Origin of the sequence: Microbulbifer salipaludis (assembly GCF_017303155.1) — a bacterium.
Taxonomy (GTDB): domain Bacteria; phylum Pseudomonadota; class Gammaproteobacteria; order Pseudomonadales; family Cellvibrionaceae; genus Microbulbifer; species Microbulbifer salipaludis.
In genome coordinates this window covers 926,382-938,991 of sequence record NZ_JAEKJR010000002.1, presented here as the reverse complement: position 1 = coordinate 938,991, position 12,610 = coordinate 926,382, and the positions used below count along the sequence as shown (strand labels likewise).

11 protein-coding genes are annotated in these 12,610 nt (G+C 59.7%); 7 read left to right on the top strand and 4 right to left on the bottom strand.

Annotated elements, in window-relative coordinates; genetic code table 11:
• Window positions 1–47: 47 nt before the first annotated feature.
• The 5 genes from JF535_RS09595 to JF535_RS09575 all read left to right on the top strand — a co-directional run bounded on the left by JF535_RS09595 (window position 48) and on the right by JF535_RS09575 (window position 4,498).
• Window positions 48–641: a peptidylprolyl isomerase gene (locus tag JF535_RS09595; protein WP_242523940.1), complete on the top strand. Its 594-nt coding sequence runs from the start codon at window positions 48–50 to the stop codon at window positions 639–641.
• On the top strand, window positions 638–1,393 hold the full coding sequence (locus tag JF535_RS09590) for a pyridoxine 5'-phosphate synthase (RefSeq protein WP_207001559.1): 756 nt from the start codon (window positions 638–640) through the stop codon (window positions 1,391–1,393). The genes JF535_RS09595 and JF535_RS09590 overlap by 4 nt, the downstream gene beginning before the upstream one ends.
• Window positions 1,394–2,338, top strand: a complete 945-nt coding sequence (locus JF535_RS09585; RefSeq protein WP_207001557.1) for a Rossmann-like and DUF2520 domain-containing protein — start codon at window positions 1,394–1,396, stop codon at window positions 2,336–2,338.
• Window positions 2,331–3,101, top strand: a complete 771-nt coding sequence (locus JF535_RS09580; protein ID WP_207001555.1) for a TrmH family RNA methyltransferase — start codon at window positions 2,331–2,333, stop codon at window positions 3,099–3,101. Before JF535_RS09585 ends, JF535_RS09580 begins: the two co-directional genes overlap by 8 nt.
• Window positions 3,102–3,406: 305 nt before the next feature.
• Window positions 3,407–4,498 (top strand): OmpA family protein, encoded by a 1,092-nt coding sequence (locus JF535_RS09575; RefSeq protein WP_207001553.1) that lies wholly within the window; start codon window positions 3,407–3,409, stop codon window positions 4,496–4,498.
• A gap of 617 nt (window positions 4,499–5,115) precedes the next feature.
• On the opposite strand, the gene JF535_RS09570 is transcribed toward JF535_RS09575, so the two are convergent.
• Genes JF535_RS09570 through JF535_RS09555 form a run of 4 tightly spaced genes read right to left on the bottom strand, consistent with a single transcriptional unit; the run spans window position 5,116 to window position 9,547 of the window.
• On the bottom strand, window positions 5,116–6,126 hold the full coding sequence (locus JF535_RS09570; protein WP_207001550.1) for an ABC transporter ATP-binding protein: 1,011 nt from the start codon (window positions 6,124–6,126) through the stop codon (window positions 5,116–5,118).
• Window positions 6,127–6,134: 8 nt separating this feature from the next.
• A complete protein-coding gene (locus tag JF535_RS09565) occupies window positions 6,135–7,661 on the bottom strand; it encodes an ABC transporter permease (RefSeq protein ID WP_207001548.1) in 1,527 nt (508 codons plus the stop codon).
• A complete protein-coding gene (locus tag JF535_RS09560; protein ID WP_207001546.1) occupies window positions 7,658–8,695 on the bottom strand; it encodes an extracellular solute-binding protein in 1,038 nt (345 codons plus the stop codon). Before JF535_RS09560 ends, JF535_RS09565 begins: the two co-directional genes overlap by 4 nt.
• A gap of 33 nt (window positions 8,696–8,728) precedes the next feature.
• Window positions 8,729–9,547: a hypothetical protein gene (locus tag JF535_RS09555; protein WP_207001537.1), complete on the bottom strand. Its 819-nt coding sequence runs from the start codon at window positions 9,545–9,547 to the stop codon at window positions 8,729–8,731.
• Window positions 9,548–9,974: 427 nt separating this feature from the next.
• On the opposite strand from JF535_RS09555, the gene JF535_RS09550 reads away from it, so the two are divergent.
• Window positions 9,975–11,513 carry an adenylate/guanylate cyclase domain-containing protein gene (locus JF535_RS09550; RefSeq protein WP_207001535.1) on the top strand — a complete coding sequence of 513 codons (1,539 nt, stop codon included), beginning with the start codon at window positions 9,975–9,977 and terminating at the stop codon, window positions 11,511–11,513.
• The gene (locus JF535_RS09545; RefSeq protein ID WP_207001533.1) at window positions 11,506–12,594 is read left to right on the top strand and encodes a hypothetical protein; all 1,089 of its coding nucleotides are present in this window, start codon (window positions 11,506–11,508) and stop codon (window positions 12,592–12,594) included. Before JF535_RS09550 ends, JF535_RS09545 begins: the two co-directional genes overlap by 8 nt.
• Window positions 12,595–12,610 lie beyond the last annotated feature (16 nt).

The window sequence follows — 12,610 nt, the reverse complement described above, 5'->3', positions numbered from 1 at the left end:
GTATGAAGCGCACCGCCAAGTTCAATTTGTTGATCACCGCCCTGCTGATGTGTTTTTCGCACTTTGCTCTGGCGATCAGTAACAACCCCCGCGTAGAGCTGGAAACCGACCTCGGCACCATCGAGCTGGTGCTTTACGCCGACAAGGCGCCGGAGACGGTGGAAAATTTTCTCGCTTACGTCGACAGCGGCTTCTATAACGGCACCATTTTTCACCGGGTAATCCCGGGCTTTATGGCCCAGGGCGGCGGGTTCACGTTCGATTTCCAGGAGAAACCTACCCGCGATCCGGTCGTCAACGAATCCAACAACGGCCTTTCTAATGAGCGCGGCACGATTTCCATGGCGCGCACCAATGACCCGGACAGTGCCACCGCGCAGTTCTTCATCAATCTGGTGGACAACAGTCGCCTGGATGGCAGCGCAGACAAACCCGGCTACACCGTGTTCGGAAAAGTGTTGCTGGGCATGAGCGTGGTACAGCAGATCGCTGCAGAGCCTCGCGGCCAGCACAAAGCCTTTCGCGATGCCCCGAACACACCGGTGCGTATACTGAAAGCTCAGCGCAAAGACAGTGACGCAACTGCCAGCGCTGACAGCGATAGCCAACCCCAGACCACAGTTGGAGACAACGGCCAGTGATTGCTCTTAGCGTCAATCTCAACAAAATCGCCCTGATTCGCAACTCCCGTGAAGGCAACTTCCCCGATGTCGTGGCGCATGCCCGTACCTGCCTGGACGCTGGCGCCGACGGCATCACCGTGCATCCTCGCCCGGATCAGCGACACATCCGCCCCCACGATGTGCGCGACCTCTCCAGCCTGTGTGCCGCGCGCCAAATCGAGTTCAATGTCGAGGGTAATCCATTCGCCGGCCCCCAGGGGAGCTACCCCGGCCTGTTGCCACTGGTGCTGGAAACCCGGCCACAGCAGTGCACGCTGGTGCCGGACAGCAATGACCAGCTGACTTCCGATCACGGCTTTGACCTGCATAAAGATGGCACCCGTCTTGAACCCATCATTCAGCAGCTGCGCGACGCGGGTATCCGCGTCAGCCTGTTTATGGACCCGGACAAAACCCAGATCGGCCTGGCCAAGGAAGTGGGCGCGGATCGCATTGAGTTGTATACCGGCCCTTATGCGGAAGCGGTTGCCCATCAGAGCCCTGATCTGGAAGCCATTTTCGCCGCCCACTGTGCGGCCGCAGAACACGCGCAGCACCTGGGTCTGGGTATCAATGCCGGGCACGACCTCAACCTGATCAACCTGCCCCGCTATCGCACGCTCCCCGGCCTGCAGGAAGTTTCCATCGGCCATGCGCTAACCGTGGATGCCATCAATATGGGGCTTTCCAACGCGGTGGCCGCCTACGTCCACTGCCTGGCGGGCAAGTAGTTGCATTCACTGAACATCATTGGCGCGGGCAACCTCGGCCGCACCCTCGGTCGCTTGTGGCACGAGCGCCAGGTCTTTCGGGTTGGGGGCATATGCAACCGCAGTCTGGCCAGCGCCCGGGAAGCGGTGGCGTTCATCGGCGCTGGCTCCGCCGCTACCGAAATTGGCGCTATGGCCCCCGCGGACTTCTGGCTGATCGCCGTACCCGACGACCATATCGAAGTAGCTGCCCAGGCGCTCGCCGCGCATCTGCAGCGGCTCCCGCAACACGCCGGTGCCAACACGCCCTCCCCGACGTCCACCCCCACGCCCACCCCGGTCGTTTTTCACTGCAGCGGCGCCATGGCTTCCAGTGTGCTGACGGACTGTTTACCCGCGCGTATTGCCAGCGCACACCCGGTGCACAGTTTTGCCGATCCCGCGCGCTCGCTACACGACTTGCCCGGGAGTTACGTCGCACTCGAGGGGGACGCCAGCGCCCGAAGCCTGCTGGAGGAGGCGTTCGCCAATCTGGAATGCAGCTGCATTACCCTCACCCCCGAACAAAAGGTGCTGTATCACGCGGGGTCGGTCATGGCCTGCAATTATCTGACAGTGCTCTTGGACCTCAGCCTGCGGACATTTTCCGCCGCCGGCATTGATGAAAACACCGCGCGACAATTGCTGGGGCCGATTGTGGTAAAAACGGCCCAGAACAATATCGCCCTCGGCCCGCAAAAGGCGCTGACCGGCCCGCTGGTACGGGGCGATATACGCACCGTTGCCCGCCAACTGGACGCCCTGTCACAGTTGACCGAATCGGCGCCGCCGATAACGCCCCCGACGCTTGCAGACGCCTACCGGCTACTGGGCAAAGCTGCCCTGCCACTTGCGCAAAAAGCCGGCCTGAACGCCGATACCGCACAGAAATTACACACACTTTTCGATGAACAAACCCGTGAATGATTCTCCTGAATACCTCAAGAAACGAGCTTTTTTCGACAGCCTGCTGACCATTTACGGCCGCAAGCCCGTCCTGGAAGCACTGGAAGACCACAACCTGCCAGTGCACAAGCTGCATCTGGCGGACAGCAACCGCAAAGACCAGCTGATTACCCGTATCGAGCAACTGGCCAGCGCGCGTAACATCGAAATCGCGCACTGGGATCGCAAGGGCCTGTCACGGATATCCAAAAACGCGCGACAGGATCAGGGCGTAGCACTGGATCTGGCACTGCCCCACTACGGCAGCGCGGAAACCTTCCTGGAGACACCGCAGCAAAAACCTTTTGAGCTGCTGGCGCTGGACGGCATCACCAATCCGCAGAATTTGGGGATGATCATCCGCTCTGCCTGTGCCGGCGGGATTGATGGGATCATTCTCCCCCGCAAAGGATGCGCCCAGGTAGACCCGCTGGTGATCAAGGCCAGCGTCGGCACCCTGTTCAAGACCCGGATTCTGCGCTGCGACCAACTGGCACCCGTGCTGGAAAAGTTTGCGATCAAAGGCGCCCGGGTGTGCGCCCTGTCATCCCACGCGAAAGACACGCTGCGCACCATCGGCGACGAAAAACCCACGATTTTTGTGCTTGGCAACGAAACGCATGGAGTCAGCACTGCGGTGGAGAATGTCTGCACACACCGGCTGCGCATTCCCATGCAGAACGGTGTGGAAAGTCTCAATGTGGCTATTACGGCGGCGCTGATCAGTTTCCGCCACCAGTACTAGCCCGCGCACTCAGCACTTCCATTCCCCTCCTTACCGGCCTCTCTCTAACCAACTGTGTCGCCCGGAAGTTCTTTTCCGGGCACATCGCTGCCACACCGAAAAATTCCCCGCCAATAATTTTCACCGGACGCGGTAAACCACTGGAAAAGTCGCAGGGATCAACTAATAAGTAACGGGTGTTAACCAGATTCATTAGTCCGGTCACGACTCAAACACGATCGCCCATGCAGAGGACGACCGTGGCCATCCCCGAAAATCGTGCGTTCTGACTCATCGAAAAACAACAAGATCCAAGGAAGCCATCTATGCGTTCAACACAAGTGCCAGCTAAAACGATCGCGGGGGCTGCGTTGGTCGCAGCCATGACAGCCAGCACACCGCTGCTCGCCCAGGAAGACAAGTACATCGACATCATGCCGTTCCTCACCCGTGTGGACGAGGAACGCAATACCGAGCGCCAGGCCGCTGGTCTGCGCACCGCATTTGGCTGGCAGACCCAGGGCAACTGGTTCACCGAGGTCCACCTGTTCGGCACCCAGCTTGATGGCACCAACGACCGTTTCACCACCCCGCCACCCCTGTTTTCCGGTGAGCTCTATCCCAGTGGCGACAACGACCTCACCGGGCTGGGGATGGATGCGGTCTACAGCTTCAATGGCCGTGACGGTTACTCCCCTTTTCTGCTCGGTGGCGTGGGTGTGTCTCACAACAACACCAAGTTTGATTACGGCTACCAGGAAACCAATGCCTTTATCAACCTCGGCGCAGGTATCACCAGTGGTGCCATCAGCCGAAGCGGACTGAAAATACGTGCTGAAGTGCGCTACTTGCGCGATTTTTTCGCCGGCGACATGAATGACTGGCAGTTTGGTTTCGGGCTGAGTATCCCGCTCAGCTGCCCACCGGTGGCTGCACCTGTTGCGGCGCCGCCTCCCCCAGAGCCCAAGCCTGAGATCATCAACCTCGACAGCGATGGTGACGGGGTTCTCGACCGCAACGACCGCTGCCCGAATACCCTGCCCGGTGCGGAAGTGGATGAGTACGGTTGTGTGGTGGCAGACCAGACCATCACCCTGGAAAACATCCAGTTCGAGTTCAACTCAGCCAGGCTGACACCGCGGGCAGAAGCCGCACTGAGCAAAGTGGCTCAGTCTCTGCGCGACCAGCCCAATACCCAGGTGGAAGTGGCCGGGCACACAGACAGCCAGGGCAATGACAGCTACAACCTGCGGTTATCAGGCCAGCGCGCCGAATCCGTGCGCCGCTATCTGGTGCAAAACGGTGTCAATGCTGCCCGCATCACCGCCCGGGGCTACGGTGAAACCCAGCCCGTGGCCAGCAACGCCACCGAGTCGGGCCGGGCCCAGAACCGTCGGGTGGAACTCACCTTCCGCTGAGTTGGTATGACAGCAACACAACGAGCTCGGCGCCACCCGACGTCGCGAGGAGCCCCCAAGACCCGATGCCGCCGCACCGGGTAGCACAAAAGCCGGCAGCCGCCGGCTTTTTTTATTCACAATCCACAGAAACTGTGGATATGTCTGTGAGCAACTATCGGGAAAACCCCGCCAGCCCGCATTGCTGCGTAATGCCCACTCTGTGAAGAAAAATTAACCAAATATATTTTATCCATATAAATCAATAGCTTATAAAAACTTTCAAAACGGTATTGACAAATTACACACGTAACTCGAGGCAATGAAATATTCACCACACTCTGTGGAAAGGTTTTTTCACTAGCCCCTGGGGGCTACACCAATCCCCCGCGCATCGCCCTGCGGCCGAGGAAAAAAACGACTCGCCACGGCGGCGAGCAGGTTTCAGCCGCCAACAGAGCCTATCCGCCCGACATTGGTGCAATAGATGTTCAGGAAAGTTTGGAGGAAATCCCGCCAGACGCCAGGCAGGAAAATTGGACAGGCCGCAGCCTTATCCTGGCAGACCAAGCGTGCCGCTAGCGAGCTGCACAAACGCCCGCGGCACACTGAGGGGGAACGGCACAGCGGCTGTCGAGTCAGGACCGCGCAAATGCAGCCAGGGGATGGGTGGTAACAATGGCGAGCTGTACGCGCTCGCCAGGTTCAGCCTGGACCTCGTGACTGGTGCGTACGCGGAGCTGGGCACCACCGTCGACGGTCACCGCAAACAGGCGCGAACACCCTTCGTAGCGCACCCAGTCGACCACACCGTTACCCTGGACTGAAGGCACCAGAGAAAGATCATCCGGACGCACCAGCAAATCCACCGCACCACCGGCCCCATTGATGGGAATCCCCGGTGCGTGGCCGAGTTCGGTCTCCACCGATGCCTGCCGGAGCTGCCCCGGCAAGAAGCTCGCTTCACCGAGGAAGCGCGCCACAAAGCGGCTGGCGGGTTCGGAGAAACAGCGCTCGGGCGAATCGACCTGCTCCAGCTCGCCCCCCTTGAGGATTCCCACCCGGTCGCCGATCGACAACGCTTCTTCCTGATCGTGTGTTACCCAGATCGCAGGAATACCCGCTTTTTTCAACGCTTCGCGAATCTCCCAGCGCAAGCTGTCTTTCAGCGCCGCGTCGAGGTTCGACAGCGGTTCATCCAGCAAAACAAACGCGGGCTCGTGCGCCAACGTGCGTGCCAGCGCGACACGTTGCTTCTGGCCGCCAGAAAGATTCGCCGGTTTGGTGTGACGGAATGCATCCAGCCCCAGCAGGTTCAGCCAGTGGTCCGCCAACGCCGTATCAGACAGACGGAAACACACATTCTGCTGCACGGTGAGGTGGGGAAACAGGGCGAAATCCTGAAACACCATGCCCACATTACGCTTCTCTGGCGGCACCGACTTCTTCGGCGTGGCGTGCCAGGAGCCCAGCTGAATTTCGCCCTCCGAGATCGGAATCAGGCCCGCCAGAGCCTGTAATATCGTGGTTTTTCCGCAGCCTGTGGGCCCCACCAGCATGAGGACTTCATCGTCCCCGAGCGCCAGGTTCAGGTTGTTCACCACCCGGGTAGAACCGTAATGCACAGACAGGTTACGTACTTTCAGCATGGCTGCGTTTATTTCCCAGTAACATCGAATTCGGCGCGGCGCTCACCGGACAGCATGAGCGCCAGTCCCAACGCAGACATCAACACCAGCAGCAGGCCCGGAATGGCCGCGCGGCCAAAATAACCTGCCTCGTACATTCGCCACAAGTACGTAGCCAGCGTCTCAAAGCCGGTAGGCCCCAGCATCAGGGTCGCGGGCAATTCACGCATGGCCTCCAGGAAGACCAGCGCGGCACCCGCCACCATGCCGCGGATTGTCAGTGGCAGGGTAATTCTCTGAAAAGCCTCGCGCGGGCTCGCACCCAGCAAGCGTGCGGCCTTAACCAGGCTCGGGTCCAGACCTTCCGCCGTGGAGCGCACAGATCCCACCGCCAGAGGGAGGAAGCGCAGGACGTATGCCAGAACCAGCAGCCCCAGAGTCTGGTAAAGAAACGGCAGCTGCAGCCCGACATACACCAGTGCAGTACCCATAACGATACCCGGGACGCCAAAACCGAAATAAGTCAGCCGCTCCATAAAACGTCCGGCACGACCGGCGATGGCGGCATGCGCAACCGGAATCGCCAGCACCACGGCCACCAGCGCCGCAAGAAACGAGGCGTGGGCCGAATTCCATGCATAACTCGCATCGAAGCCAGCGGTACCTTCGCGCCACAGCCAGACACCAAACACCAGCAGCGGCAACACAATAGCCAGCACCAACACCGGTGCAAATACCAGAGCCATCAACAGTTTCTGCCCACGCGAGGGCCACAGGGTGAGGTGCCGGCCGGGCCGCTCCTTGTTACCGCGCACGCGGGATTCGAGAAACAACACCAGCCCGACAATGACCAGCAGCTGCAGCGACAGCATGGCCGCCTGGCTAAGGCCAAATGCGTTGTATTCGACGAAAATCACCCGCGTGAAGGTATCCACGCGCATGATGGCCGGTGTGCCAAAATCGGATAGCGTATACAGCGCTACCAGCAACGCGCCGGCAGCGATGCCCGTAGCAACCCGTGGCAGCACCACACGCCACAGGCTGGCGGCAATGCTCATGCCCAGCGTGCGTGCAGCATTCACCAGGCTTGCATCAAGGCTCAGCAGCGAGGCGCGCGTGGTGAGCATTACAAACGGGTAGGAATACAGCGTCATGACCAGGGTGGCGCCAGGGAGGCCATTCACCGCCGGCATTGGCCACCCCAGCAACTGCTGGATTTCGCCGCCGCGACCAAACGCCGCATACAGGGTGAACGCCCCGATATAGCTTGGAATGGCCAAAGGGGCCGCCAGCAGAATCAGCCACAGCCGGCGCCAGGGCAATTGCGCGTAGGCCGTGATCAATGCCAGCGGCACCCCGATTGCGACAGAACCCAGCACCGTGAACACCATCAGCAGCAGGGTATTCGAGAGGACCCGAAGATTATGTGCGTCAAACAGCTCCGCGCTGTCAGACGCCAGCCCCACCAACACGCCAACCGGCACAATGGCCAGCAACGCAATCACCAGCGCCAGCGGATAGGACGCCGGCCACCGCCTTCCGAGAGTCAGGCTCATAGCACCCCGACACGACGCATCAGATTCAGCGTGGGGCGCAGATCGGCCAACTGCGTAAGGTCAATTTTCGGCGGGGATATGGTATCCAGCGGCGGCAGGCCCTGCGGCGGCTTGGCGCCTTCCACCAGGGGAATTTCGTAAGCCTCGCTCGCCAGGTAAGACTGAACTTCTTCGGTGAGCAGGTAGCGAATAAAGTTGATCGGCAAGTCACCATCGGACAGCGCCAGAATCCCGCCCGCATTCACCAGGCAGCCGGCATCGTTCTTGGTAAAGCCGAGCGCCACCTTGGCATCGGGCTTGCCGTTTTTCAAACGCAGGGTGTAGTAATGATTGGCAAACCCGAGATCCACCTCACCGCGCTCTACCGCCATCACCACACCAAGCTCGCCCGCATAGGTGGTTGCCCGCGCCTTGATCGCACGCAGCCAGTCCGCGGTGACTTTGTCACCCTCCAGCAAGCGCATCGCGGTAACGAACGACTGAAAAGAAGCGTACGCGGGGGCCCAGCCAATGGACAGGTCACTGTCGGCCAGCGCCATGACACTGTCCGGGATTTGCTCCGCGGTCAGGCGGTCGGTGTTGTATGGCAGGGTTCGCACCCGGCCGGTAACCGGTGCCCACTGCGGGTATTGGAAGCCGGGCCTCAGCTGAGCGATCAGATCGGCCGGCAACGGGCGCGCCAGCCCCGCGTCACTAATGAGGCCAATAGCGCCGGAATCCACCGCCCAGAACACATCTGCGCGTTTCACCCCGGCCTTTGACTCCGCCACAATGCTGTTTGCCAGCGCCGCCGTTGCGCCGCGACGAATCTTCAGATTCAGCTTCGGGTTGCGCTTGCGAATGGCCTCAAGCACATTTTCATACAGGCCACCCTCTCCCCTTCCGAGGTAGAGGGTGATCTCCCCTTCCAGCTTCGGCAACTGTTCAACAGAAACAGCCACGGCTTGCGCCGCGAAGCTGCGCTGGATGGACATTGGCAGACAGCTGATTGCACCAACTGCCGCCAGGTTGTGTAAAAAAGCTCTGCGCTGCACTGATAGTCCTTACTGTGACGCTCTCGAACGGACTTAGAAGACGTCCTTGCGTTTTTTCTCGGCTTCCAGCAGAAGCGATTTGGCTTTATCCAGTTTGACCTGCATGGATTCAACCACCTTGCGCACATCGTCCACGCTGGTCTTGCCGTCCAGCGCCTGCGGCAACGTCACGTTGAAATCTTTTTCCAGGTCTTCAACCAGTGCCGCGTCCTGCTCAATCAGCGCACCTTCCACACCTTCAAAGCGGTTCAGGTAGGTATCGTGCACGAGGGAGGTGGCGGCTTCCGGCAATTGTTCTGCATATTTCGCGACAACCCGATCGAGACGATGTTTGATGTCGTCCAGGGTCTCCGGCGCAGTCGTGGGCTCGGCTTCGGTGGTCTGCACTTTCGCCAGCAAGCCCTTTTCCTGAAACTGTGCTGCGAGTTTCACCGCACCCAGGCCCTGCCAGAATGCACTGTTCAGTTTTTCCTGCTCGGCGCGTACTTCCGCTACCGGCTTGCCCGCTTCGATCGCCTGCTTGATGCCATAGATGCCCTGCCAGATATTGGCGTACACCGGGACATAATTGGTTTCGATGGCCGAGTGGAAGTCCACCTCTTCCCAGAATTCCAGCAGCTGCTGGGTATTTGTGGCTTTCTTGCCCTTGGCTTCGTAGGTGTCCACAACACCGTCGTACTTGCCAATCAGCCAGCGCACCTCTTCCGAATACTGGTTCAGGTGCCCTTTCAGGTCATTTACGTGGTCGCCGATGGCGCCGTTGGCGGACACCTGAGCGGCACCGAGCAGCGCACACAGCCCCAGTACCAGCCCGAGATGACGATGTTTCCGTACACGAGATGAAGGTTGCATAGATATTCTCTTCGGTTCCTGAAAAACAGGGCAAACGATACTCATTATCAACAACTTAGTAAAGTATTCCCCCGGCAAGACACCGCCTTTTGCGCCGAACCCACAGCAACTCAGGGTAAAGATCGGCAAACGGCCGATACCGTAGAGTCATTGACCGCGCGACACCACAACTGGACCGTATCTGGACCATATATGGATAGTCACGGGCGCCGCCACAACGGCGGGGGATGCTACCAGCCGGGCGCAGGCTTTTCACCTGTTTCAAGTGGCGTGGAGCGAACGCCTAAACGCCTAAAAGGAAAGCCGGGTGTGGCGAAAAAATAACCGCCGACCGGCTTAGCCTGTCATACCAGCGACCGAGAGCTGGTATAGTGTCGCCCCCTGAAACTGAATGTAGCTGACCACCGATTCATGGAGAGCACACCCGTTGAACACTAAGACCAGAGCCACCTTGCGGCGCATCGCTGGCGGTCTACAAGTGCGCCTTACGGGACTGCGCCCTCGCCGCGTGCCGATTGCGTTCAAGCTCGCGCTGGTGATGACGCTGTTGCTCGTGCTCGGCATGACAAGTCTGGGCCTGTTTATCGCCGACAACCAGAATCGCCTGCTACGCACCCAGCTACACGATTTCGGCAACACCATGGCGTTGCAACTGGCGAAGCTGGCCAGCGAACCCATCCTGTCTGAAAACAGCTTGAACCTGCGCATGCTGACCACCAATCTCGGGCAGGATGAAAAGGTACTGGGTGCCGGGATTTACGATCATGACGGACAGCTACTGTCGGTCACGGGGCTCCAGCCCGATGCGATTCACTTCCCTTCCGGCCATCTCCCTTCCGGGCCCGCCGGTGTCGTGTCCCAACCCTGGTTTCAGCAAGCGCAGGGTAAGCCACCAGAGCGCATGCTCAGTTTCATTGCCCCGGCTACCTACCAGGATGTACGTGTCGGCTCGGTGGTGGTCACGCTCTCAGCATCGCAGATGGACCAGGCCGCCCGCAGGGCCCGCGAAGCCATCGTCTACGCTATCCTGGCCATGACCCTGCTGGCGTCCCTGCTCGCCTACTGGCTAAGCCGGCGCCTGTCACTACCGATCCACCATCTGATGGAAGCGACCGAAGCCATCGGCCGTGGTGACCTCGCCACCCGCATCGATCAGCAGCGCAATGATGAACTCGGCTATCTGTTCGAAGGCTTCAACAATATGGCTGCCGGCCTGCTGAAAAAATCCCAGGTAGAACGGGTCTTCTCCCGCTATGTATCCAAGAGTGTGGCCGACAAGGTGCTGGCCAACCTGGATGAAGTCCGCCTGGTGGACCGCCCCATTGAAGCCACCGTGTTATTTGCGGATATCACCGGCTTTACCGCCATGTCGGAAAAGCTGCAGCCGAGCCAGGTCTCCGAGCTGTTGAATGAATATTTTTCGTATATTTCCCGCGCCTGCTCGCTGTATGGCGGAGTGGTCGACAAGTTTATCGGCGACTGCGCAATGCTCGTGTTCGGCGTTCTGGAAGATGACAGCGACCACGCATTTAACGCGGTGAGTTGCGCTATATTGATTCAACAGCTGGCCGCAACACTGAACAAACAGCGCCGCGCCAGTGGCCGCCCGGAAGTGCATTTTCGCATTGGCATCAACAGCGGCGCCATGCTGGCTGGCAACCTCGGTTCCGACGACCGCATGGAGTACACCGTGGTCGGCGATGCGGTCAATCTTGCCTCGCGGCTGTGCAGCGAGGCCGAGCCAGAGCAAATCATCATTCGCAAGCAACTGCTTACCATGCTGGAACCACGCATCTCTGCACAGGCCGGACAAACCCTGTCGATTCGCGGCAAGTCGAGTCCAGTTCAAATTTATTCCGTGCAAGGCATTCACGCTGAGGCGGTGCCCCGTCTGCAAACCAACCTGAAAACCTTGCTGGATGGCCGGGAAGCGGACGATAAAAAACGCGCGGTGTATCATGCGTGACGGCCGCTCGGCACTTGCCCCACTTTTACTGTTGTCCGCACTACTGGTACAGCCGTCCTGCAGCCTGATTCCATCAGAGCAGCCCCTCATTGGCTTCCCGCCCAATACTGCCCAGCAGGTGCGTCAGAATGCATCCGAACTCGCGTACCTGCAGGGTCAGCCGGCGCACACTCCCGCTCAGCAAAAACAGATCGCCCAGCTGAGCAGCCGCCTGCAGCAGTTCGAACGGGATGTGATTCTTACTGCACGTAGCCTCGAGCAGCAAAACCATTGGCGCGATGCGCAACAGGCGCTCGACAGTGCGATACATCTGCTCCCCGATAGCCGAGCATTGCACAGGGCACGGCAACAACAGGTGGAGCGGCGGCAACATCAGGAAGAGCGGGTACGCACAGAGCTGGAGATACACAAAGGCGAGCAGCTGCTGAAAGACACCGTGGCCTACCAGCACCTGCGGCAACTCAAGGAACCCGGTGTACTCAACTGGCTGGAACTGAAGAATTTCAACCGCAAACGCCGGGCGTCCGCAGAATCGCTACAGGAACACGCCCAACGCGCGCTGGCGCGGGAGGATTACGCGCTGGCGCAACGCGCATTAAAAGTCGCACAGGGTCTTTACGGCGAGGATCTTCCGCTTGCCAGCGAGGTGCGTGAAAAAATCACCCGCGACCTCGCCCTCACCAGCCAAAAACTCCGCCCCGCCAAACCACGCCCGGCAAACCGCCCCCGCAAAAAAGTAGAGAAGCTGCCCATTGCCGAACTGGAACAATCGCTGGACGCAGGCGATCTGGTCAGCGCCCGCCAACATCTGGAGGCCCTGGAGCAACGATCACCCCAGCCCCCGCAATTGCGTTCATTACAGCTTGAGTTTCAAGCACAACTGGCCAGCCGCGTGACAACGGCGCTGCAGCGCGGCAACGAACTCTACTCCCAGGGCGAAATCCAACGGGCCCTCGATATCTGGCGCGAAGCAGGTGCACTCGCGCCGGACAACCTTGACCTTCAGGCCAGTATCGCGCGGGCGGAGAAGTTACTGGAAAACCTGAAGGCGCTATCGGCACCGCGGGGTGCCGAGCGCTAATACTGCTTCAGGTATC

Excerpts from the sequence above, each read along its gene's own strand:
- JF535_RS09575 (WP_207001553.1), top strand. The coding sequence starts at position 3,407 with ATGCGTTCAACACAAGTGCCAGCTAAAACGATCGCGGGGGCTGCGTTG.
- JF535_RS09545 (WP_207001533.1), top strand. The coding sequence starts at position 11,506 with ATGCGTGACGGCCGCTCGGCACTTGCCCCACTTTTACTGTTGTCCGCA.
- JF535_RS09565 (WP_207001548.1), bottom strand. The coding sequence starts at position 7,661 with ATGAGCCTGACTCTCGGAAGGCGGTGGCCGGCGTCCTATCCGCTGGCG.
- JF535_RS09555 (WP_207001537.1), bottom strand. The coding sequence starts at position 9,547 with ATGCAACCTTCATCTCGTGTACGGAAACATCGTCATCTCGGGCTGGTA.
- JF535_RS09570 (WP_207001550.1), bottom strand. The coding sequence starts at position 6,126 with ATGCTGAAAGTACGTAACCTGTCTGTGCATTACGGTTCTACCCGGGTG.
- JF535_RS09595 (WP_242523940.1), top strand. The coding sequence starts at position 48 with ATGTGTTTTTCGCACTTTGCTCTGGCGATCAGTAACAACCCCCGCGTA.